The organism is uncultured Tateyamaria sp. (genome assembly GCF_947488715.1).
GTDB lineage: Bacteria > Pseudomonadota > Alphaproteobacteria > Rhodobacterales > Rhodobacteraceae > Tateyamaria.
On record NZ_CANLAG010000014.1, the window covers coordinates 1 to 22,864 of the forward strand.

Consider the following 22,864-nt stretch of genomic DNA (forward strand, 5'->3'; position numbering starts at 1 on the left):
CCGTTGAACACATCCGCGCCGCCCTGGCCGAACATGACGTCGTCGCCCGCGTCGCCGACCATGGTGTCGTTGCCCAGCCCGCCCGCGATGTTGTCGTTGCCCTCGCCGCCCGCGACGATGTCGTTGTTGAGCCCCCCGCGCAGGACGTCGTCGCCCTCGCCGCCGCGCACGGTGTCGTTCTGCGCGCCGCCGTTGATAAAGTCGTCGCCGTCGCCGCCCTCGAGGCTGTCGCGGTTGGCGCCGCCGCCGATGGTGTCATCGCCGCCACCGCCGGTGATGGTGTCATTGCCGACGCGGCCCTGCAGGAGGTTGGCGCCGTCGTTGCCGACGATGGTGTTGGCGAGGCCATTGCCCGCGCCGTTGATGTCTTCGCCGCCCAGCAGTTCGAGCACCTCGAAGTTCGTCTCAAGCGTATAGCTGACCGTGCTGGCCACCGTATCATTGCCCTGGCCCATGTCTTCGACCAGCTCAATCGCACCGTCGTCGATGACATAGAAATCATCGCCATCTTCGCCTGACACACTGCCCACCACGGTCCCACCGAGCCCGTCGAAGGTATCGCTGCCTGCGCCCAGATCCACATTGCCTATTATGCTCCCCGTGTTGGTCACGATGTCATCGCCACCGCCCAGATCCACGGTTGCACTGGCGTTGCTGGCTTCGATCAGCCCGCTGTTGTTGAGCGTCACATCCGTAGTGCGCGAGCCGCTTGAGGAAATCGCGATGGAGTGTGTGATGATATCCCCCGTGTTCGTGATCAGGGCTTCGCCCCCGTCGCCAAGAGTGAGCACAATGCCGGTAGACTCGGACGAAAGGATCTGACCGGTATTGATGATCGTGTGAAATGAGAAATTCACAGCATCAGTTGACAGTTCAATGACCTGGGTGCGTCCTTCGATCAGGCCGGAGTTGGTGATATAGGTATAGCCGCCGCCCATTTCGGCATCGATGGTTTCGGAGCCATTGGCGGTGATAGATCCGGTGTTGGTCAGAAAGAAGTTTGCCACGCCGTCGCTGTCGTTGAAGTTGATGGCATCCCCGTTGAACGAATGGATCAGCCCGTGATTGACGATGTCCAGAATACCGGTCACGTCGGCATCAATGACCCCGGTTGACGGGTTTTCAGCGGTGATGATCCCATCCGCGCCATTCACCATTTCGAATATGGAACCGCCAACGTCGATCGCCGGGTTGCCGCTGTCGAATGTGAAGATATAGCCGTCCGTGACCAGCTGGTTGGTGCCGGCCGTCACTGTGAGCGCAGCTGTCCCGTCAGACCGGATACCCCCGGTGTGTGTGATCAGCCCGGACTCGCTGCCATCAAGCGTCTGAGGGGTGGTTGTAATAGAGGTGCGAATGAAATCAGTCATGTCTTTGTCCTTCAGTTAATTTGTGTGAATCGCGCTGTCTTACTCAAAACGTGCTTTTCGGCGGAAAACGGGCGCGCCCGTATGTCTTTAAATCTAGTGTTGTGCCCGGAGCCTGGATGCTGGCACCGGGTGTCGGCGTATCAATGTGTGCCATCTCTTTACCACAAAAGTGTTTTGGCGCGAGGGTACGGAATTCCTGCCCAAAACTTGGGCCAATGCACGCGTGGGTTGGCGGGATTACGCGCGGCATCCTGACATGGGGGATCAAACGGCCTTGCGTGTCCGGCGATTTCTGCACAAAACGGCGGCAGTTTTAAGCCAAGGAGCTTTTTAAGCATGAAGATTGCAGTGATCGGCACGGGCTATGTGGGTCTGGTGTCTGGGGTTTGTTTCTCTGATTTCGGCCATGACGTCGTGTGCGTCGACAAGGATGCCTCCAAGATCGAAAAGCTCGAGCGCGGCGAAGTGCCGATTTTCGAGCCGGGCCTGGATGCGCTGATGGCGCGCAATGTCGAGGCAGGGCGTTTGTCGTTCACGCTTGATCTGCCCACTGCGCTGGACGGGGCCGAGGCGGTGTTCATCGCCGTGGGCACGCCGACGCGCCGGGGCGACGGCCATGCCGACCTGACCTATGTGATGGCAGCCGCCGCAGAGATCGCGCAGACGGCCAAGGATTACATCGTCGTTGTGACCAAATCGACCGTGCCCGTGGGCACCAACGCCAAGGTCGCCGCCGTTGTCGCCGAGGCGAACCCGAACCTGGACTTTGACGTGGCCTCGAACCCCGAGTTCCTGCGCGAAGGTGCGGCCATCGACGATTTCATGAAACCCGACCGCGTGGTTGTGGGTGTCGAGACCGAGCGCGCCGCCAAGGTGATGTCGGACATCTACCGCCCGCTCTACCTGCGTGACTTCCCCATCGTGACCACCGATCTGGAAAGTGCGGAGATGATCAAATACGCCGCCAACGCGTTTCTGGCGACCAAGATCACCTTTATCAACGAGATCGCGGCGCTGTGCGAAAAGACCGGTGCCAACGTCAAGGAAGTGTCGCGCGGCATGGGTCTGGACGGGCGCATCGGCAACAAGTTCCTGCATGCCGGTCCCGGCTATGGCGGGTCCTGTTTCCCCAAGGACACCAAGGCGCTGGCCCGCATCGGCCAGGAACACGCGATCCCCATGCAGATCACCGAGGCGGTCATCAAGATCAACGAAGAGGTCAAGCGCCGCATGGTCGACAAGCTGCTTGATCTGTGTGGCGGGTCGTTCAACGGCAAGACGGTTGCCGTGCTCGGCGTGACCTTCAAGCCCAACACCGATGACATGCGCGACGCGCCCAGCCTGACAATCGTGCCTGCCCTTGTGGGGGGTGGCGCCACCGTGCGTGTGACCGACCCCGAAGGTCGCCGCGAGGGCGAAGAGCTGTTGCCCGGTGTGACATGGGCCGATGACGCTTATGGTGCGGCCAAGGATGCCGATCTGGTGGTGCTGCTGACCGAGTGGAACGAATTCCGCGCCCTCGATCTGGGCCGTCTGGCCAAGGGCATGAACACGCCCAACATGGCCGACCTGCGCAACATCTACTCGCAGGCGGACGCGACCAAGGCGGGCTTTGCCGGATATGTGTCCATCGGCCGCTGACGCGACATAACGGGGCGGCCATTCCGGCCGCCTTTCTCCCCTTTTTCCAGACGGACATTTCCCATGCCCAAGGCCCTTATCACCGGAGCCGCTGGCTTCATCGGTTATCACCTGTCCAAACGCCTGTTGGCTGACGGCTACGAGGTCATCGGTTTTGACGCAATGACCGATTACTACGAGGTCGCCCTCAAGGAACGCCGCCAGCAGATGCTGTTGCAGAACAGCGCCTTCAAGGCCGTCAATGACCGGCTCGAAGCGGATGGCGTGCTGATGGACCTGATCACCGACGAGAAACCCGACGTGATTGTCCACCTCGCCGCCCAGGCCGGGGTGCGCTATTCCATCGACAATCCCAAGTCGTATGTCGAGGCGAACCTGATCGGCACCTTCAACCTGCTGGAGGCCGTGCGCGCCAACCCGTGCAGCCACCTGTTGATGGCGTCGACCTCGTCGGTCTACGGGGCCAACACCGAAATGCCCTATGCAGAGACGCACAAGGCCGACAGCCAGATGTCGTTCTATGCCGCCACCAAAAAGGCGAACGAGGCGATGGGCCATTCCTATGCCCACCTCTATGATCTGCCGATCACCATGTTCCGGTTCTTTACCGTCTATGGCCCCTGGGGGCGTCCCGACATGGCGCTGTTCAAGTTCACCAAGGCGATCCTGAACGGCGATGCGATCGATGTGTACAACCACGGCGACATGCGTCGGGACTTCACCTATATCGACGATCTGGTGGCAGGCATTGCGATGCTGATCGACGCCGCCCCCGTGCGCCCCGCACCGGGCGAGGCCGTGCCCGAAGGCGACAGCCTGTCGCCCGTGGCCCCGTTCCGCGTGGTCAATATCGGCAATTCCGAACCGGTGCAGCTGATGGCGTTCATCGAGGCGATCGAGGCGGCTCTGGGCCAGGAGGCCAAGAAGAACTTCATGGACATGCAGCCGGGCGACGTGCCGGCCACATGGGCGGATGGCACGCTCTTGAATACGCTGACGGGCTACGGGCCGCAGACCTCTGTGCCGGACGGCGTGGCCAATTTCGTGGCCTGGTATCGTGACTATTACGGTGTCTGATGATGTCTGAGTGCGGGCCTGATTTCCTCTGCATCGGGATGCAGAAATCGGGCACGCACTGGCTTTATCACCGGCTGCGGGCGCATCCGGATTTCTGCATGTTGCCGCGCAAGGAACTGCAGTTCTTCGGGCGCGCCTTTCCCTCGCCCAAGGTGCAGGCCAAGCTGATGGCCAAGCGCGACGCATGGCTGGCCGAGGGCACGTTTACCCCCGCCGATCAGGCCTTTACCGATCTGTTCATGGGGCTGGAACGGCGGCGCGATCACCCGGTGTCGGTCTACCGGTCGCTGTTCCAGTTCACTGGCGACAGGCTCAGCGGCGACATCACCCCGTTCTATTCCAGCCTCGATGACACCGCGATTGCAGCGATCAAACAGGCGCTGCCGGACACCAAGGTGATGATGATTGTCCGCGACCCGGTGGCGCGGGTGTGGTCCGCGCTGAATGACGCCGCAAACGAGGGCCGGATCGACGGCATGTGCCTGCGCGATGCGGATGCGCTGCGCGATGTGGTCCAGACCCACCCGGCCTTTGCGCGCACATCCTTTCCGGCGGCCAGCTACCGCCGCTGGTCCCGGCATTTCGACGTGGCGGTGTTTGACTTTGCGGACATCCTGCAGCGCCCCCGCGCCCTGCGCGACGAGATCGTGACCTATCTGGGGGGGCGTGCGGGTCTGCCGATGGACACGGATGCCGCGGAAAACACCAAGGCCGGACGGTTCCGACTGGCGCAATCGCCTCAGATCGCCGCCGCGCTGCGCACGCTCTTTGCTGACGAATTGCGCGACTGTACGCAGCTGTTCGGAGACATGGCCCGCACCTGGGGGCGCTGACCCCCCGGATTTAGGCTGACTGCGCCAGCGCTGCGCGGATCGTCTTGTCCTCAAAGATACACTCGACCAGGAATTCGACATCCAGCTGATAGTGCTGGCGCGGATTGCGGCGGGTGTCCGGCACGCTGAAATAGCTGTCGGGCAGATCCACATGGTCAGCGATCTTGCGGTTCATCTCGGTGAACCGGTCCAGATAGCCCTGCGCCGGGTCCCGCTTGAGGAACACCGGGCTGCCGGTGAATTGCGGATGATGCGTGCCCACCGCCAACATGACCTTGGACACCTGGTTCATCATCGACGCGGGAATGGTCTGGCCCGCATGGGACAACTCGCCCTTGGTGCACATCTCGGTCACGGTCTGGCTCGCCTTGACGAAACGTTCGTTCAACGACTGGTTCTTGCGCGCGGGGCGGGCTTCGACCTCGACCCCCATCAGCGCGGCAAAGGCGTCGCTGATGTCGCTGTGATTCTCGTAGATCAGCACGGTCATCTTGTCGTGGCCGAACTGTTCGGCCCAGGCGGAATAGATGCCTTCGAAATCGGTGCGGCCGTTCTTGGCCAGCGTCTTGATAAAGCTGCCGAAGGGTTTGACGTAGCCGCGCTTGCAGGCCTGGGCAAAGATCGATTCCGACCAGGTCAGCTGGTTGCGCAGGCACAGGATCGGGCGCACGTCGAAGTCGGTCAGCCGGGCGGCGACATCGCGCACCTGTGCTGCTGAAATCAGGCTGAAATCCTCGGAACTGACAAAAATCCGGTCCTTGTCCGAGGCGCGCGCGGCCTCGACCAGCGCATCAAATCCCGGCAGGTCCGGACGGAACCGTTTGTGTTTCCCGACATCCCAGGCGGCGTTGTGGTGCGCCTGATTGGGGGCAATGGCCTGCGGCAAACAGTCGATACCAGCGGCCTGAAACGGCCCCTTGGGATGCATAAAATACATCTGGACGGTCGAGGTGCCTGTTTTTTGCAACCCGATATGCAGATAGAGCGTCTTCATCACGTTCTGATCATCTTCTTTTTTAGAGCGACGGGAAGAGTGGTTCCACGCCGGGTTGCATCGTTAACTTTGGCGGGCTGTGTTTGCAATGACCACCGCGTAATTGTGAACCATTTCCCAATAGGTCAGCAATTCCCAGAACCGGGTTTCGGCCTGAACCCCGAACCGGGCGCGGTCGTCGCCGTTCTCCAGCATCCAGCGCAGACATGACCGAAGGCTGTCGATGTCACCAATGGGAAACAGCAATCCGCTTTCCCCATCGACCACCTGTTCCTGGGTGCCAAACACCGCCGAGGACACCACCGGCAGGCCGAACGACATCGCCTCGACGATGACGCGCGGATAGCTTTCGTTGTGCGAGGCAAAGACGAACATGTCCGCCGCGCGGTACCACAGGGCCACATTGTCGGTCTCGCCGATGATGTGGATGCGGTTCGCCAATTCCTTGTCCAGTTCCGCGATCCGCGCCTTGAGGTCGTCCAGATAGGCCGAGGGTTTCGCCCCCACCAGCACCAGACGCATCTTGGCCTGTATCTTCTTGGGCAGGCCCGCGATCGCCTCGACGATATCGCGTTGCGACTTGCGGGCGTTGATCGACCCCACGGACACCATCATCACGCCGCTGGCCGGGATGCCCAGTTCCTTGCGCAGGGGGGCCTTGTCCATCTGGCGGACGGTGTCGAAATGCGACAGGTCGATCCCGTTCGAGATCAGCCGCGCATCGACGATGTCATGGCTCGCCTGCCACAGCTTGCGGGTATAGTCGGACACAAAGATCGTCGCCTGCACCTGGGACAGGCCCGCGCGGCAGGTTTCCATCACCGGCTCGGGGCCAAAGTTGAACGCCACGTGCTCGTCCGAGCTTTCGCGGATCATCGACACGGCAGGCACGCCCGCGCTTTCCGAGATGCTGGCAAACCACAGGCTGGTGGCGGTGTTGGCCACGGTCACGTCGATCTTGCAGACTTCCAGCGCCTCGCGGAAGGCATCGGCCATTTCCTCGTAGGTGCGCGAGATGATCTTGGTTGCAAGGCGGCTGGTCACACCCAGATCCGGCACCAGCACTTCGATCCCCGCCTCTTCGTAGGTCTTGCGCAGCGCGCCGTCGATCACGGCAAAGACGGTGGGTTTGATGTTATAGGCCTTTTGCAGGCCCAGCACCGTCTGCATGAGGCTGGTGGGGGCGCCTTCGCCGACATTCAGGTTGTGGGACACGAACATGACCCGGCGCGGCGCGGCATCCACCGGCGCACGGCGTTTGGGGACACAGGTCTGGACCAGGGCCTCGTATTTGCGGCGGATCGCGACGTCACCGAACCGGTCCTCGATCACCCGCTGCATGGCGCGCATGTAGTCGGCGCGCGTGCTCGGGTCGTCCAACCGCTCGAGCGCCTCTTGCAGGCCCGCCGCGTCCCGCACCACGGCCCAGCCCATGCCACCGGCCTGTAACAGTGCGGCACAGCTGGGGGCGGTGGACACGATGACCGGCACACCATTGGCGATGGCGGTGATCAGGCGGTTGGGGCTCTTGGATTGCTCTTCGGCGCCATGGGCCAGCACGCAGACTGAACAGTCGCGCATCTCGGCCACGAAACTGTCGAACGCCCAGTCAGAACAGATGTCCACATAGGGGCCAAAGGAGGGGTCTTCGGTCTTGGCGATGTGGTTGAAGGACCGCTTGCGCGAGATCAGCTTCATGCCGCGCGTGGTGTTTTGCATCACGTGGTCGATCATCCAGCGGGCGCTGTCGAAATTGCTGCGGCCGGGGTTGCCGTACCACAGCACCGGCCCCTTGGGATCGGTCAGGCCCGCGTCCCGGTGCGCGCGGTAATCGATACCGTCGGGCAGGTAGGTCACCGCCTTTTGCAGGCCCAGCTTCACGATGGCCTTTTTCAGCGCCACGGTCGAGGCGACGATGATGTCGGCGCGCTCGGCCAGTTCAAAGAACCGCGTTTTGGCATGCACACCGCCGACCTGGCGGTCATCTTCGAAATAGCGGTCGCAGACGTCATAGATCAGCGCGATCTGCGGGTTGTCGCGCAGGATCTGCATGGTCGCGTCCGAGGCCAGTTGCGAGACCACGGCGATCTCGGTGTCGGGGCCAAGCCCCTGGCAGGTGGCCTGCATCGCGTGGCTGTCGGCCAGCAGTTCAGCAGGCTGCGCACAGCGCAAACGCGACGAGGCGAAATTCGCCGCCGGTTCCCAGAACGGGACAAAGGCCACACGCGGGCAGCTGTCGCGCTGCATACCGGGCAGGGCCAGCACCTTGTAGTAGTCGCGCGCGGTGCGGGTCACATCGTGGTTGGCCTGGGCAAAGGCCACCGCCTCGCGCCGCATACGGGCCTGAAGGGCGGGGTCCTTCTGCAGTTTCTCGATGCGCTTGATCAGCTTCTTGGTGTCGCGCTCGATATAGAGGATGCCGTCGCCATCCTTGATCTTTTCGGCGTGGAACCCGGCGGCCTTGGTGGTCAGGACCGGCACGCCCATCGACAGCGCCTCCATCACCACGTTGGAACAGCCTTCCTTGCCCGGCGCAACCGGATGCACCAGGCAGTCGATGGCGCCGTAGAACTTTTCCTTCATGTCCTCGCGCGCGATCTGGTCCTTGCCCTTGCTCAACTTGACCAGCGGCAGCCCCATCTTTTCGCAGGCCTCGTTCACAAAGCGGAAGCCCTTGATATGGGCCTCTTTGGTGGTCGACAGGTTGCCCGCGAACCCCACGGTAAAGGGGCGCTCGGCGTCCGGTGCCGCGCCGGGGTGCCATTCGGCCAGGTCCAGCGCGTTGGGGATCAGGTGCACATTGGGGTGCAGCGGCGCAAAGATGTCATAGAGGTATTGGTTCAGCACGATGATGCCGTCGAACTCGGCCACATCCGCCCGCAGCTTCTCGTGATCATCGCCATAGGTCAGATTGACGGGCCGGGGGCCGCCCACCCGCAGGATGTTGCGCCGCGCCGACCGGCCGCGCATCTTGAAGATCTTGATGTCGAAATAGAGCGCCACATCCGTCTCGACGTCGTGGCCGTCGATGATGTGCTCGAACTCGGGCAACTGGCGGGCCAGCATCTTGGCGTTGTTGCCATAGGCCCAGCCGACATTGTCGGGGTTCATCACCCAGTTCATCGTGGGCTTGGACTGTGCGGTGGGCGGCACGCCGCCCGGCATCAGCGCCTCGTTCAACTGCTGGGTCGTGGGGATCGCCCAACGGCCCTCGGCCTGGCCCGAGCGCAGGAAATGCAACAGCGGGTTCACGCCCGCCTCGGCCACATCCACATTGGCCGCCAGATAACTCATCCCGTCAAAGGACGGCGACGGGTTGCGCCCCAGCCGCGCGCCCAGCCACAGGTAATGCTGCACCGGGTCAACCTTGAGCAGGGCAACATCGGGATATTCGGTCAGATACCAGACCGGGTCGAACAGGTCCGAATTGCGGATCAGATCCATGTCTTCGGGCGTGGTGGCAGGGGCCAGCGGGACGGGTTTGGTGCGAAGGGTCATTGCGGCGCTCCCGTGTCATCGGACGGTGTATCGGGTTGCGTGTCCGGTTGCGGCGCGCGCGGGGCGCGGCCCTCGCCCAGCCCATAAAGGATAAAGTGGGTCAACGCGTCCATCCCGGTCTCGCTGACATCGGGGTTGGTGCGCTGATACCAGTCGGCATCGAACAGGCCGGTGCGGCGCACGGCGGCCATCTCGCGGCGCAACTGGCCCGTGCCCAACCGCCAGAACCGCGGGTGGCGCAGGGGCATCAGAACGGCCAGCACGGCGGCAATGTCGGCCTGACCCGCGCGCAGCACGGCCACATCCGACTGCGACTGGGCCAGAGCGCCCTGGGTGTTGGTCCGGGCCGTCTCGGCCTCCTGGGCGGCAAGGCGGGCGGCTTCCTGTTCGGCGGCCTGTGCGGCACGGTCCTGCTCTTGCTGGGTGCGCAGGGCGGCGAGGGCCTGTTCCATCTCGGCGCGGGCTGCCTCTGCGGCGGCGCGGGCGGCGGTGGCCTCGTGGACCTGCGCCTCGGTCTGCATCAGCAGGTTGGTCAACTGGGCCAGCTCGGAATGGCGCGTCTCGGTGGCGGCCTGCGCGGCGGCCAGTTGCCCGCGCGCCGCGCCAAGCGCCTGATCATGTTCCGCGCGCATCCGCGCGGCGGCATCGTCGTTCTGGGCCAGCGATTGCGTCAGCTGCGCCACCTGCTGGGTCAGGGTCTGCACATGGGCGTGTTCCAGATCCGCCTCACGCTTGAGGCTCTGGTTGATCCGCTCCAGCGTCTGGGCGTGCTGCTCGGCCTCCTGCTGGGCGTCCTCGGCCTGGGTCAGGGTGCGGCGGGTGTCGGCCAGTTCCGCGTCTTTCTGGGCCAGCGCGCTCCGGGTCTCGGCCAGGGCGTCCTGTTGCGCGCGGGCCTCGGCCTCTGCCGCCTCCAGCGCCTCCTGCAACGCGGTCAGCTTTTCTGCCTGCGCCGACAGATCCCCCTCTTGGGTCGCCATCTGATCCTGCACGGCGGCGAGGGCGGCATCCCGGTCCGCAAGGCTCTGACGGGCGGCCTCCAATGCGGCCTCCTGTTCGGCCAGCGCCATGTCACGGGCCGTCGACGCATTCTGCAACGCGGCCAGGGCTGCCGCCTTTTCGGCACTGTCGGCCTGCAACGCGGTCAGCGCCGCCTCCTGGTCGTCCAGCGCGGTGCGGGCGGTCTCCAGCTCGGCGGCCTGCGCCTCGACCTTGAGCCGCAGGTTCTTGGTCTGGGCCTTGGTCCGGGTGCTCAGGCGGGTCTTGAAATCTTCTTCGGCGGCGTCGGCGCGTTCGGCCTCCAGCGCGATCTCCTGTTGCAGCTTGTGCATCACGCGGGCCTGCAGCGTGGCGGCATCCGCCTGGCTGGCGGCCTGCGTCTCAAGCTGTGCGATGGCCTGCTCCTTGAGCTGGCGTTCGGTCTGCGCCTCGGTGCGGGCGGCCTTGGCCTCGGCCTGGATCTCGTGGCGGGCGGCCTCCAGCGCGTTGCGCTCTTGCGTGGCGCGGTCGGTCTGGGCGGCCAGCGCGTCGCGGGCGCGGCGCTCGGTGCGGGCCAGCGCCTCTTCGGCCTTCTGCCGCTCACCAGCCAGTTCCTTGATCCGGGCCTGGTTGTCCGCGATCACCTGGATGCGCTTGGCCAGTTCGGCCTTGGTGCCGCGCATCTCGTCGACCAGCGGGGCAAAGGCGGGGGCGGCCGCGTCCAGATCGGCGCGGATCGCATCAAGACGGGCATAGTCGCCCTTGCGCTCCTGCTTGTCGGCCCAGTGATCAAAGATCGCATAGGCGTCGCGCAGCCAGCTCGACACCAGCGGGCTGTCCAGCAGCGACGCATCACTTGTGTGGTGGCGGTGCTCGGGCGAAATCAGGGTGCCGACCTCGGCGCTGATCTGCGCCGGGCTGCGCGGCCAGACAAGGTCCAGCCCCTTGGTGATCCGGTCCATCGCCCCGGCCCAGTTCTGCATCATGTCGTCATAGCGGGTCACCACACGGGCGGTGCCGCGCGTGGCCAGCTCGGCCTCGAGCATATGGCGCAGCCACAACAGTTGCGACAGCTCGGCGGCAAAGCCGTTGCGCCGCGCCAGCGAGGCGGCGACCTCGGTCGGGTTGCGCAGCGCCAGCACCGGGCGCAGCGTCAGGTCCGCGGCGTCCAGCACCCCGGACCAGAACGGCATCAGGCGCGACATGCGCGGATCCTTGAGCACGATCAGGCGCGAGGACCCGAATTCGCTCTCCAGCAGGGCGGCGGCCTCTTCGGCGAATTCCGCCACCTTGGGCGAGCGTTCCCAGCCCTCGGGCAGGGGGCGCCAGTCATCCCACTGCGACCCCGTCAGGGCCAGCAGCCGGTCGTTGAAATCCCGCAGGGCGCGCGATTCCCAGTATCCGGTGGGGTTGTTTGGGCTCGGTCCGATCAGGGTGTCGGGCAGGTCCGCGCCCATCAGGCTCAACACACGTGTCAAAAGGCTGGTGCCGGAACGGTGCATGCCCAGGACGGTCAATGCGATCCGGGGCTGTGCCACGGGCGAGGTCGTCTTGCGGGATGTCATCTTACCCTCGGGTTATGAAAAGAGACCGGATAATTGCTCAAACTATGGGTGCAGCACTAGTCAAGCACGCGTCAAAGTGCAAGCCGTGCCTAAATGCCGGGCTGTGGTTGGTCGATCCCCGCCCGTGGTGGGCCAAGGCGCTGTATATGCTGGGCTTTGGCGCGTTGCACCGGGCCGGGGGGCCGCACGGGCAGTGGCATGCTTGTGCCGATGGATGGGCGGTTCTGCCTGTTTTTTCGGCAAGGTTGACCCCGGAATCGCGGCGCTGATGCTGCGGCGCGGCATGACGCCTGCGCACTCAGGACGGATCGCCCAGCCGCGCCCGGTCATGGGCCTCCCACGCCGCTGGCACGTCCGCCCCGAACCGCTCCCGGACAAAGGCGTATTGCCGGGCAAAGGCGCGCTCGAATGCGTGGCGGATGGTGTCGGGGATCGCTGCCGCGCGGCCCTCGTTGCTGCGGGTGGACCCGTCGGCAGGGATCGCGTCGATGCCCAGAAACCCACAGATGTCGTCCAGCGTGGCGGGATCAAAGAGGTGGTCGTAAAAGACGTATTTGATCCGCTCCGCCGGCACCGCCGCCTCAAGCGCCTGCACCGTGCGGGCATAGTCGGACCGTTCGATCCGCGACAGCCGGTTGGCGGTGATCAGGGTCTGGGCGCGCGCCGCACAGGCCGCATCGAAATCGGGGCCCTTTTCCAGATCGGGCGCCTCAACCGCGACGGCCATGCGGATCTGCGACCACATCCGCTCGACCGGGTCGCGCAGGATGAACAGGAACCGCGCCTGTCCGATCTGGCCCATGTCGGCGAAATGATCGCTGTCCAGAATGGCATAGGACGGGGTGATGTCGCAGACCACCGGCTGATCGCGGTAACCGCGCAGCAGGTATTTCAGATAGGGCCGGTGGTCCCCCCGCTTGCCGGTGTAGATGGTCAACAGGTCCGTGACCTCGCGCAACTGCCGCAGCACCTTGACGTTGCCCGGCCCCGGCGCCGCCTTCAGCTTGGCCGACAGGGCGGCGGCCATCTTGACCCGGTTGGCAATGGCCATATCGGCCCGGCCCGCGATCACATCGAAATAGTGCAGCTCCTTGTTGGCACAGAAATGCACCTGCGGGCTGGCGCGCAACGCCTCATAAAGCCACGTGGTCCCGGCCTTTTGCGCCCCGATGCAATAGAACATCGTGGCGGCCTCGGGAAAGCGGGCAGAGGGTTTGGGCATTGCGGATCCGTTCGGTGTCTTGAAAGGGGGGGCAGGGCGGGTCACTGGACCCGCATGTTGTAGGCGTGGTGTTTGATCGCGTCATTGACGTCGTCGTAATAGTGCAGCTGCCCGTTCTCCAGCACCGCACCGGCCTGGCACATCTCGCGCAGCATCCCGATCGAGTGGCTGACAAACACCGCGCCCGCCCGCTCCATCCGGTCGAGAAACACCGCCCGGCTCTTGCGCTTGAACGTGGCATCGCCCACCGCGGTGATCTCGTCGATCAGGTAGGTGTCAAAGGTCAGCCCCATGGAGACGCCAAAGGCCAGCCGCGACCGCATGCCCGACGAATAGGAGCGGATCGGCAGATGGAAATGCGACCCCAACTCGGCGAACTCCTGCACGTAGTCGCTCAGCGCGGTGGTATCGACGCCATAGATACGGGCCACGAACCGGGTGTTCTGCGCGCCGGTCATGTCGGGGTGGAACGACCCGGCAAAGCCCACCGGGAACGAGATGTTGCCATCGCTCAGGATCTCGCCCGAGGTGACGTCGGCGGTGCCTGCGATCATCTTGAGCAGCGTCGACTTGCCCGCGCCATTGCGCCCCAAAAGACCCACGGAGACATTGGTGGGAAAGGTGGCGTTGATGCGGTTCATCACCACCTTGCGACTGCCATGCAGCCGGTAGATCTTGGTCAGGTTGCGCAGCACGATCATGCGGAGGCCCTCAGCGACGGTCCCGCAGGGAATAGCCGATCAGCACCACGACGGACCACACCAGGAAACTGAACAGCGCCACAAGGCCCAGCGTCGCGGGCCGGTCGGGGCGCACGGCGGTTTCGGCCAGCGTCGGCTGGACGTGGGCGGCGATGTACCGGCTCTGGCGGCGCGATTCCGCCACCGCCGCATCAAAGGCGGCCAGCGCAGCGGTATAGGACTGTTCGGCAAACTCGCGGTCCACCGACAGGCGTTCGAACTCGCCCACCAGATCGACAAAGGCGGTGTTGCCATCCGTCTGGCCATCCGCCCCCAGACCCAGCTTGTTGCGCTCTTCCTGGATGCGGTCCTCGATGACGTCGCGGCGACGCTCGGCCTGTTGCAGGCGCGGGTCGTTTGCGCTGCTGGTCTGGCGCAGGATGTCGGCGTCGATCAGGGCCTGGGCCAGCTGCTGTTCCAGCGATGACAACAGGCCGGTCTGGATCTGCAGGGTCGAATCCGGTGACACGATCTGGTTCTCGTTGCGGAACCGGGTCAGCGCCTGACGCGCTTCGGTCAGACGCTCCACCGCGCCCTCCAGCTCTTCGCGGGCATAGCGGGTGGCATCCTCGCGGGCGATGGCCGACAGCCGGTTGATCATCAACGAACTCTCGTCATAGATCATCTGCGCAATGTCCTGCGCGTCCTGCGCGGTGAATGCCTGCACCTCCAGGTCGATCAGACCCGTGCCGCTGTCATTATAGACCTTGACCATGCCGGCCCAGTAATCGGTCAGCTCTTCGATGGAACCGGGCGGGTGATAGCTAAAGATCGGGTCGCGGTCCGGGTCGCCCTTGGACCACAGCGTGCGCAGGTCCAGCGCGTTGTCGATGGTGCGCACCAGCTCCTGGCTCTGGATGAACTTGTACAGGATATCCGTGTCCGACGAGGACGACCCGGACAGTTCGGCGACACCGCCCAAAAGCTCGATCGCCGATCCCACCTCTTCGGTGCGGACCGAGAACCCGGCGGTGGACACATAGCGGTCCGCAGCGCGTTCCCACAGATACCAGGCCGCCAGCGCGGTGATGCCAACGACAAAGATCAGAAAGCTGGTGATCACCATCACATGCCGGCCCCGGACCCGTTCGGGTTCGGCCGGGGGGGCCACGGGGGTGGTGGCGGTCTCGGCTGCGGGAACGGGGTCGTCCTCGTCCAGCTTTTCGACGTTTTCCACCATGGCGGCCATCTTGGCGGCGCGGGCGGCCTCGACACGGGCGATGGCCTCTTCGCGTTCGCGGATCTTGATCGCCTTGCGTTCTGCCATGGACAGCGGCGCGGCGGGCGTGTCAGCGCCCTGGGCCTCCGCCGGGGTCTCGGCGGTGTCCTTGGGGGCGTCGGTGGTGGGCTGTTGCGAGGTCTCGGCCTTGGGGTCCTGCGCCGCGTCTGGCACGGGCCGGGGCCGGTTCGATGTGGGGCCGGAGCGGGTCAAGTGGCGCGCCTTGTGTGATAAATTGATAAATCTCGATCTGTTCTACATAAGGGCCGTGCAAATCGCCAGCACCCAGATTGGAAAAGCCCGCGTGCCGACACTGAACATCCTGATGTGCACATATAATGGCGGCGCGTATCTGGAGCCACAGCTGCAATCGCTGCTGGCGCAGGATCATGCCGACTGGCGGCTGTGGTCCAGCGATGACGGCTCGGAGGATGACACCGTTTCCCAACTGACCGGTTTTGCCGCGGCCCATCCCGACCGGGTGATGCCGCCGCTGACCGGGCCGGGGCGGGGGGCGGCGGCGCATTTCCTGTCACTGCTGGCACGTCCCGAGATGGCGGGGCAGTGGGTGGCCTTTGCCGATCAGGACGACGTGTGGCTGCCGCACAAACTGGCCCGCGCGGTGGACCAGCTGGGGCAGGAGGGGGCGATAGGCCCCGCCGTCTATGCCAGCCGCAGCCTGCACACCGATGCGCAGGGCGCGGTGCTGGGACCGTCCCCCCGGCACGCGCGCGCCCTGGGGTTCGGCAATGCGCTGGTCCAGAACGTGCTGGCGGGCAACACGCTGGTGCTGACACCCGGCGCCACCGACCTGCTGCGCGCCACGCTGGATGCTGCACAGGATGTGCCGTTTCACGACTGGTGGGTCTATCTGGTGGCCACGGGCGCGGGCATTCCGGTGATCAACGATGCTGAGCCGGGCGTGCTCTACCGTCAGCACCGTGGCAACCTGCTGGGCGCGGGCGGGCGGCAGCGCATGGGCCGCGCCGCCCTCTTGTGGAACGGGACCTATGCGCGCTGGATCGACGCCAACATCGCCGCGCTGTCGGGGATCGCAGGGCACCTGACCCCCGAGGCCGCAGCACTGACAGAGACCGTGCGCGGCTGGCGCACCCAAAGCGGGCGGCGCGTGTCCCCCCAGGCCCTCGGCCTCTACCGTCAAAGCGCAAATGGCGACCGCATCCTGCGCACGCTGGCCAGGTTGCGCAGGCTCTAGCCTGCCAGCACCCGGCCCATCAGCTTGGCATCCAGCGCACCCATCCGTTCCAACCGGTGCAGGCTGTCGTCGCGCTCCAGCCGTTCTGTCAACGCAGGCCAGCGCCGTGTGCCCGCCCGCTGCGGCCCCGCATTCACACGCGTGCCCACCAGGTTGACCGGCGCACCCAGCACATCGCCCAGATCCGTCTCGAGACGGTCCAGCCCATCCATGCCGTAAAACGCATTCACCGCCTCACAGCCCGCCAGCGCGCGGGCCATCAGATCGGATTTCTTCAGCTTGGACACCTCGGCCCAGCCGCGCATCCGCCGGGTGGCAAAATAGGTGCAGTAAAAGTTGTCGTAATGGTCCCGGATAAACGTGCGCCACCCCCGGTTGCCACCAAAGAAATAGTCATCCGCCGACCGCTCCAGGATGGTGCGCAGACCGGTATGTTCGGGCCGCTGCAAGGCATCCGCATCGGTGCCTTCGGCCTTTTTCAGCAGGTAAAAATAGAACGACGCAATCCGCTCATAGGGGTCGCGCAGCACCGAAAACGTGAACCGGTCCGCAGGCAGCGTTTCCAGGTCGGTCCAGTCCAGATGCCCGGAATAGAGCCGATATCCCGGCGGAAACTGCGCATCGCGCGGGGCCTGGGTGTGGACACGCACCGGGCTGGTCTGCGCCTCACCGATGACGCGCGTCAACTCGGTGTGGACGGTCTGACCGGCGGTCTTGGGGATGTGCAGGAAAACAACCGTGCGGGGCGCCATGGGCCTCACAGCCCCTCGCGCAGGTCGATCTTGTCAAAGGCAAAGCCCTCGATCCCGTCCCGCACCATCTCGTTGACGCCGTGTACGAACTTGGCCAGATCCGATGGATCCAGATGGTCGATCTGCCAGGGTGCATAGCGCCACCACCGGCTGCGCAGCAGCGGCGAGATCAGCTTGGGCGGCACGCGCATCTTCTTGATGACCGCCGGGTTGCCCGCCACCACCGCATAGGGTGGCACGTCACGGGTCACAACCGCATGGGCCGCCACGATGGCCCCGTCACCGATGTTGACCCCTGCACCGATATAGGCGCCATGCCCGATCCAGACGTCATTGCCGATGGTGGTGATTTTTGCCTTGGTCGCCGGACCCTGAAAATCGAACTTGTAGCCGTGGTACTCGGACCCGCCCGCAAAACCCTTGTCCAGATCAAACAGCCGGTCACCCAGATAGAACGCCGGGCTGGTCGACACCCATGTGGTCGGGTGGTTCTGGCGGCCAATCTGGATGTTCTCACCCATCGAACAATAGCGCCCGATGCGCGCGGCAAAGCAGTAGCCCGACACCTGATAGGAAAAGGCGCCCAACTCGATCGAATGCTCGTATTGCGTCCACTTCAGGCTGCCCGGCGCCTCCAGCACCGTGTGATGCGGCAGGGTGACGCTGGACCCGCCACGGGGCAGGACCTCGATGCCGCGGGATTTGAGGGCGCGCAGGGAAATGGAATGGGGCTTCATGTGCTGGACGTGTCCGATTGCTCAAAATGCGTTCTGAAATGCTGTGCCAGAGCGTTTACCAGATTCGCATCCGGTGCAAAGCCAACGCTGTGGCCATGAGCGGCCTTTGCCACTGCCTCGCCCTGTGCGCCGATGCCAAAGGCGTGGACCGGCAGGCCCGTCGCCAGCGCCTCATGGGTGGTATAGGAAAACGTCTCGGGCCAGATCGACGGGATCAGCCAGTCGGTGATGCCATAGCGCGCCGCCAGATCCGGCAGATCGGCCAGCGCATAGGACCCGTGCACCGTGACATGGCGCAGCGGCATATAGGACGGGTCCACATTGCCCAGCACCACCAGCTCGACCCCCTGCCGCAGACGCAGTGTCTGGCCCAGATCATCCAGCAGGGCCGCGCCCTTCTGATAGCCGATATTGCCCAGCACACCCACAACGCGCGGGCGGTCGGCACCGGGAACGGGCAGGGCGGGCACTTGCGCCAGCAGGCCATGCGGGGCCACCACGACCCGGTCTGCGGCCTGCGGATAGGCGGTGCGCACATGGGCGGCGCTGTCCTGCGAAAAGGTCACCAGCCGGTCGGCCTGCGCAATCAGCGCGCCCCAGGCTGCCTGCCAATCCGCCAGACTGCGCATCCGGCCATCCGCGCCGCGCTGGCTGTGCGCGGCGTCCGCCTGCACCGTGTCGGGCGTGGGCGTGCCGCGATACTGCCCATCGGCCCCCAGCAGCGTATAGGCTGGCGAAACCGGGTAAAAGTCGTGGAACAGGATCTCGACCGGATGCCGCCCGCCCGCACTCAGCCGCAACAGCGCGCCCGGCAGGCCCAGCGGGTCCGGATCGCCCACCCCACAGGAATAGATCAGGCGGCGCCGGGTCAGCGGCGCCAGCAGGTCCTGCACCGTATCCAGATCGGGCATCGTGGCCGCACTGATGCCCTGCGGCGTGATCAGCTCGACCTGCCAGCGCACCGGCCCGCCCACACGCAGCACCACGGCTGGCAGCCCATGGTTCAGGTGATCGCGCGCAATGCGGTCATGCAGGTAATGTTCGGCCCCGCCGCCCATGGAATGGGCCAGATAGACCGGCACGGATGTGCCCTCGGGCGTGACGGCTGCGGCCCATGCCATCCCCAGCGCCATACGCGCCGACCGCATCGGATCGGCGGCGATGAACCGCTGGACCTCGGCGTCATAGCCCGGATAACGGCGCGAGATGATGGCATTGTTGGCCGCCACCAGCGCCAGCTTTTCCTCTGACCCGAAACTCTGCCCGCCCCGGTGTTCGACAAACAGGTTCGGCACGCCCAGATGCCGGCCCCCGATTGCGCGGGCGCGCTGGCACCAGTCGACCTCTTCGCCGTACCCCCGGCCAAAGGCGGTATCCAGCGCCGTCAGCTTTTTGAGGTAGGCGATGCTCATCCCCATGCAGAACCCCACGCCCGTGGGCGCGTCCGCCAGATCAACCGCCCCGTTCAGGCGGCGGGCGGTGGCGTCGATGGCATCCACCGTGCGCGGCGGAATGTCGGCACGCGCGCAGATCACCGGGGTGGTGAAAATCTCGGCGTCATTGGACATCGGCGTGGTGGTTGCCACGTCGCGCGCCCCCAGCAGCGGGCGCATCAGGCGGCTGGCCCAGCCCTGCGGCACAAAGGCGTCGGAGTTGAGCAGGATCACCGGATCGCCCCAGGTCAGAGCCTGTTCAAAGCCACGGTTGACGCTGCGGATGAACCCCTTGTTGCCGTCGTTTTCCAGCAGGGTGACGCGGTCCGCGCGCGTCTTCGTGGCGGCGGCCCAATCGCGCAGAAAGGGGCGCACGCGCACGTCGGTCGATCCGTCCTCGATCAGCACCATCCGCCAGGGCATGTCGGTGTGGGTCTCGACGCGGGCCAGGGCCTCGTCCAGCAGCTCGAACGCGTTGTAGATCGGCATCACGATTGTGACCCGGCCTGCAGGCGGGGCGATCGGTGTGGGGGCGGGGGTGAACAGGCTCTTGTCCAGCGCCTGCGCCACCGTGTGTGTGTGCAGGTTCAGGCCGCGCTTGATCTGCGCCCGAAACCGCGGCGCGCGCGTCAGCATCCAGCCCAGGCCAGCGGGGCTCAGACGGGCCAGCGTCAGGGCAAAGCGGGCGACAATCCGGGCGCGGGCGCGGCGCAGACCCGGCAGGGGCAGGGGCCGCGCGACCGACTGGTCGGTGCCTGCAATATCGTGGATCTCGACCCCCACACGGCGCAGCTGATCGGGGTGGATCTGGCCCAGCGGCACCGTCAGGTCAAACCCCACATCCGGCGCAATGCCGCGCGCCTGGGCCACGTCCTCGCGGCGCAGACCAATGGCAAAGGGGGTGGACTGACCGTCGATATGCAACATGCCCGTGCCGGCCTCGGCCCAACCGGCCAGCCGCAGGTGACCAGCCTCGACGCTGACCACATCCACGGCACCGACCTGTCGACCGTCCGCATCATGCAACAGCATGGGCCGGCCCGTGACGCGCAGATGCTGGGACGTGTACCGGGACAGAAGGGCAGCAAGCTGTTGGCGCAAGGCGTTGGGTCTTCTTCCTGGGTTCCGGTCATCGGGTGGCGCGCCGACCGATGCCCTGATGGGACCGCCCGACGTGGCGGGACATTCATCACATCAGGTTCAGGGTGGCAAGGGCAGGCAAGTGATTGACCCCGCGAGGTGTGGCCCTATCCTGCGCCGACGATGCAAGGCAGGACCCCCATGACAGCGACGGACACGATTCCGGACCACATCCGCGCGATCATCACCGACACAGGCCACAGCAACACTGTGGACATCGACCCCACGGTCGAGATCACGGGCAAGGCCTCGATCACGCTGGCCGGAACCGGCCACCACCTGCGCATCGGGCCGGGCACGAAACTGGCCAATTGCCTGATCGAACTGCGCAACCACGACAGCAGCGTCACCATCGGCGCAGGCTGCGTGATCGGCGGCGACCTGCGCTGCCGGGCGCGCGACACCCATATCACCGTGGGCGACCAGACCACGATCATGTCCGCCCAGATCACCCTGCACGAGGTCGGGCGCATCACCATGGGCGCCGATTGTATGCTGTCGGGCGGAATCACCATGGACGTGAGCGACATGCACTCGATCCTTGACGCCACCACCGGCGCCCGCATCAACCCGCCCCAGGACATCACCATCGGCAACCACGTCTGGCTGGCGCAGGGGGTGCAGGTGCTCAAGGGGGCCACGATCGGCGATGACTGCGTGATCGGCGCCCGCGCGCTGGTGGCGGGCGACGTCCCCGCACAGGCCCTGGCCATCGGCGCGCCTGCCCGCGTCCAGCGCACCGGCATCACCTGGGACCGCGCGCGGCAGGATTGGGACGCCGAAGCCATCGCCGCAGCCCCCTCCATGCAACCTCAAAAAGATACCATAACACAGATTATCAGACGCTTTTTCCAACGCAAATAATCCGCCGGCGAAACCGCATATGCGGACCACTTCGGTGATGACCCCGGCCCGCGCCTTGCTATAGTGATCGTGCCGGATCATGCACGGCACAGTGGCAGGCAAAGGGCCCAGACCCATGATATACCCCATCCTTCTGTGCGGCGGATCCGGGACCCGGCTGTGGCCGCTCTCGCGCCAGTCCTACCCCAAGCAATTCGCCCGCCTCACCGGGGATCAGAGCCTGTTTCAGGCCGCTGCCCGGCGGCTGTCGGGACCAGACTTTGCAGCCCCCGTGGTGGTCACGGGCGACCCGTTCCGCTTTGTCGTCACCGAACAACTGGCCCAGGTCGCACAGGCGCCGGGCGCCGTGCTGATCGAGCCAAACCCCCGCAACACCGCCCCCGCCGTGCTGGCCGCGGCCCTGTGGTGCGCGCGCACCGACCCCGAGGCGCTGATGCTCGTGGCGCCCTCCGATCACCTGATCCCCGACGCGGACGCCTTTGCCGCCGCTGTCACCGCCGCCACCCCGGCCGCGCGTGACGGGACGCTGGTCACATTCGGCATCACACCTGACCGGGCCGAAACCGCCTATGGCTACCTCGAACTGGCCGCCACCGCAGACCCCCAAACCGCCCGGCCACAACCCCTTGCCCGCTTTGTCGAAAAACCGGGCCCAGAAGCCGCGCGCGACATGCTCGCCGCCGGGCGCTATTTGTGGAATGCGGGCCTGTTCCTGTTCTCTGCCCCCGCGATCCTCAACGCCTACCGCACCCACGCCCCCGCCATGCTCGACGCCGTAACACAGGCCATGGATGAGGCCACGCCCGACCTCGGCTTTACCCGGCTGGCGGCAGCGCCATGGGACGGGATCGACGACATCTCGATCGACTATGCGATCATGGAACGCTGCACCAACCTGGCGGTCATGCCCTTTGACGGGGCCTGGACCGATCTGGGCGACTGGGACGCGGTCTGGCGCAGCAGCAACCCCGACGCAGATGGCAATGTCTGTTCGGACCGCTCCACCGCGCTGGACTGCGCCGACACCCTGCTGCGCAGCGAAAGCGACGGGATCGAACTGGTGGGGCTGGGCCTTGACGGGATCATCGCCGTGGCCACGGATGACGCGGTGCTGGTGGCCGACAAATCCCGCGCCCAGGAGGTGCGGCGCGCCGTCGACAGCCTGCGCGCCCGCGACACCGCACAGGCCACCCGGCACCGCCGCGCCTACCGGCCCTGGGGCTGGTACGAAACCCTGGTGATGGGCGACCGGTTTCAGGTCAAACGCATCCGTGTTCACCCCGGCGGCACCCTCAGCCTGCAAAGCCACCTGCACCGCGCCGAACATTGGGTTGTGGTCGAAGGCACCGCCCGCGTGACCGTCGACGACAGCGTGCAACTGGTCAGCGAAAACCAATCGATCTATGTGCCCGTGGGCGCGCGGCACCGGCTGGAAAATCCGGGCAAGCTGGCGATCACCCTGATCGAGGTCCAGACCGGCGCCTATCTGGGCGAGGACGACATCACCCGTTACGAAGACATCTATGCCCGCACCTGACCCCGATCATGCGGGTATACGATGTGCGTGAGTGATCACGCGGGCGTGCAA

Annotated in this window: 16 protein-coding genes; 6 read left to right on the forward strand and 10 right to left on the reverse strand. The window is 65.3% G+C overall.

Features of this window, described 5'->3' with window-relative positions; translation table 11 throughout:
* Positions 1-1,370, reverse strand: a 1,370-nt coding sequence (locus Q0936_RS19775) for a calcium-binding protein (RefSeq protein WP_299378369.1), incomplete at its 3' end; no start/stop codon positions are given.
* 336 nt (positions 1,371-1,706) lie between these two features.
* Between Q0936_RS19775 and Q0936_RS19780 the strand changes: the two genes are divergently transcribed.
* From Q0936_RS19780 to Q0936_RS19790, 3 genes are all read left to right on the forward strand, one after another.
* Positions 1,707-3,011 (forward strand): UDP-glucose/GDP-mannose dehydrogenase family protein, encoded by a 1,305-nt coding sequence (locus Q0936_RS19780; protein WP_299146585.1) that lies wholly within the window; start codon positions 1,707-1,709, stop codon positions 3,009-3,011.
* 63 nt (positions 3,012-3,074) lie between these two features.
* Positions 3,075-4,088, forward strand: coding sequence for an NAD-dependent epimerase/dehydratase family protein (locus tag Q0936_RS19785; RefSeq protein WP_299146584.1), 1,014 nt, complete (start codon positions 3,075-3,077; stop codon positions 4,086-4,088).
* Positions 4,088-4,921, forward strand: a complete 834-nt coding sequence (locus tag Q0936_RS19790; protein ID WP_299378371.1) for a sulfotransferase — start codon at positions 4,088-4,090, stop codon at positions 4,919-4,921. Before Q0936_RS19785 ends, Q0936_RS19790 begins: the two co-directional genes overlap by 1 nt.
* Positions 4,922-4,931: 10 nt before the next feature.
* On the opposite strand, the gene Q0936_RS19795 is transcribed toward Q0936_RS19790, so the two are convergent.
* The 6 genes from Q0936_RS19795 to Q0936_RS19820 all read right to left on the reverse strand — a co-directional run bounded on the left by Q0936_RS19795 (position 4,932) and on the right by Q0936_RS19820 (position 15,347).
* Entirely contained in the window at positions 4,932-5,915 is a 984-nt protein-coding gene (locus Q0936_RS19795; RefSeq protein WP_299378373.1) for a hypothetical protein, read from the reverse strand.
* Positions 5,916-5,978: 63 nt separating this feature from the next.
* On the reverse strand, positions 5,979-9,413 hold the full coding sequence (locus Q0936_RS19800; protein ID WP_299378374.1) for a glycosyltransferase: 3,435 nt from the start codon (positions 9,411-9,413) through the stop codon (positions 5,979-5,981).
* Positions 9,410-11,953: a hypothetical protein gene (locus Q0936_RS19805; RefSeq protein WP_299378376.1), complete on the reverse strand. Its 2,544-nt coding sequence runs from the start codon at positions 11,951-11,953 to the stop codon at positions 9,410-9,412. The genes Q0936_RS19800 and Q0936_RS19805 overlap by 4 nt, the downstream gene beginning before the upstream one ends.
* Positions 11,954-12,251: 298 nt before the next feature.
* Positions 12,252-13,175, reverse strand: coding sequence for a sulfotransferase (locus Q0936_RS19810; RefSeq protein ID WP_299296437.1), 924 nt, complete (start codon positions 13,173-13,175; stop codon positions 12,252-12,254).
* 41 nt (positions 13,176-13,216) lie between these two features.
* Positions 13,217-13,876, reverse strand: a complete 660-nt coding sequence (locus Q0936_RS19815; RefSeq protein ID WP_299146578.1) for an ABC transporter ATP-binding protein — start codon at positions 13,874-13,876, stop codon at positions 13,217-13,219.
* A 10-nt stretch (positions 13,877-13,886) separates the two neighbouring features.
* Positions 13,887-15,347, reverse strand: coding sequence for a capsule biosynthesis protein (locus Q0936_RS19820; RefSeq protein WP_299296439.1), 1,461 nt, complete (start codon positions 15,345-15,347; stop codon positions 13,887-13,889).
* A 10-nt stretch (positions 15,348-15,357) separates the two neighbouring features.
* Here Q0936_RS19820 and Q0936_RS19825 point away from each other — a divergent pair, with 10 nt between their 5' ends.
* The gene (locus tag Q0936_RS19825; protein WP_299378378.1) at positions 15,358-16,350 is read left to right on the forward strand and encodes a glycosyltransferase; all 993 of its coding nucleotides are present in this window, start codon (positions 15,358-15,360) and stop codon (positions 16,348-16,350) included.
* Here the strand turns inward: Q0936_RS19825 and Q0936_RS19830 are convergent.
* From Q0936_RS19830 to Q0936_RS19840, 3 genes are read right to left on the reverse strand one after another with little or no spacing between them, the layout of a single operon-like run.
* Complete coding sequence (locus Q0936_RS19830) at positions 16,347-17,102, reverse strand: sulfotransferase family 2 domain-containing protein (RefSeq protein WP_299146575.1); 756 nt, start codon at positions 17,100-17,102, stop codon at positions 16,347-16,349. The two genes, Q0936_RS19825 and Q0936_RS19830, sit on opposite strands and share 4 nt — an antisense overlap.
* 5 nt (positions 17,103-17,107) lie before the next feature.
* A complete protein-coding gene (locus tag Q0936_RS19835) occupies positions 17,108-17,839 on the reverse strand; it encodes a CatB-related O-acetyltransferase (RefSeq protein ID WP_299296443.1) in 732 nt (243 codons plus the stop codon).
* The gene (locus tag Q0936_RS19840) at positions 17,836-20,304 is read right to left on the reverse strand and encodes a glycosyltransferase (protein WP_299296445.1); all 2,469 of its coding nucleotides are present in this window, start codon (positions 20,302-20,304) and stop codon (positions 17,836-17,838) included. Before Q0936_RS19840 ends, Q0936_RS19835 begins: the two co-directional genes overlap by 4 nt.
* Before the next feature lie 249 nt (positions 20,305-20,553).
* On the opposite strand from Q0936_RS19840, the gene Q0936_RS19845 reads away from it, so the two are divergent.
* Together Q0936_RS19845 and Q0936_RS19850 are read left to right on the forward strand one after the other, a co-directional pair.
* On the forward strand, positions 20,554-21,276 hold the full coding sequence (locus Q0936_RS19845; RefSeq protein ID WP_299296446.1) for an acyltransferase: 723 nt from the start codon (positions 20,554-20,556) through the stop codon (positions 21,274-21,276).
* Positions 21,277-21,391: 115 nt separating this feature from the next.
* A complete protein-coding gene (locus Q0936_RS19850) occupies positions 21,392-22,813 on the forward strand; it encodes a mannose-1-phosphate guanylyltransferase/mannose-6-phosphate isomerase (RefSeq protein ID WP_299296448.1) in 1,422 nt (473 codons plus the stop codon).
* The last annotated feature ends 51 nt before the right edge of the window (positions 22,814-22,864 follow it).

Coding starts and splice junctions, on each gene's coding strand:
- Q0936_RS19780 (WP_299146585.1), top strand. CDS start 1,707: ATGAAGATTGCAGTGATCGGCACGGGCTATGTGGGTCTGGTGTCTGGG.
- Q0936_RS19785 (WP_299146584.1), top strand. CDS start 3,075: ATGCCCAAGGCCCTTATCACCGGAGCCGCTGGCTTCATCGGTTATCAC.
- Q0936_RS19790 (WP_299378371.1), top strand. CDS start 4,088: ATGATGTCTGAGTGCGGGCCTGATTTCCTCTGCATCGGGATGCAGAAA.
- Q0936_RS19795 (WP_299378373.1), bottom strand. CDS start 5,915: ATGAAGACGCTCTATCTGCATATCGGGTTGCAAAAAACAGGCACCTCG.
- Q0936_RS19800 (WP_299378374.1), bottom strand. CDS start 9,413: ATGACCCTTCGCACCAAACCCGTCCCGCTGGCCCCTGCCACCACGCCC.
- Q0936_RS19805 (WP_299378376.1), bottom strand. CDS start 11,953: ATGACATCCCGCAAGACGACCTCGCCCGTGGCACAGCCCCGGATCGCA.
- Q0936_RS19810 (WP_299296437.1), bottom strand. CDS start 13,175: ATGCCCAAACCCTCTGCCCGCTTTCCCGAGGCCGCCACGATGTTCTAT.
- Q0936_RS19815 (WP_299146578.1), bottom strand. CDS start 13,876: ATGATCGTGCTGCGCAACCTGACCAAGATCTACCGGCTGCATGGCAGT.
- Q0936_RS19830 (WP_299146575.1), bottom strand. CDS start 17,102: ATGGCGCCCCGCACGGTTGTTTTCCTGCACATCCCCAAGACCGCCGGT.
- Q0936_RS19835 (WP_299296443.1), bottom strand. CDS start 17,839: ATGAAGCCCCATTCCATTTCCCTGCGCGCCCTCAAATCCCGCGGCATC.
- Q0936_RS19840 (WP_299296445.1), bottom strand. CDS start 20,304: ATGCTGTTGCATGATGCGGACGGTCGACAGGTCGGTGCCGTGGATGTG.
- Q0936_RS19845 (WP_299296446.1), top strand. CDS start 20,554: ATGACAGCGACGGACACGATTCCGGACCACATCCGCGCGATCATCACC.
- Q0936_RS19850 (WP_299296448.1), top strand. CDS start 21,392: ATGATATACCCCATCCTTCTGTGCGGCGGATCCGGGACCCGGCTGTGG.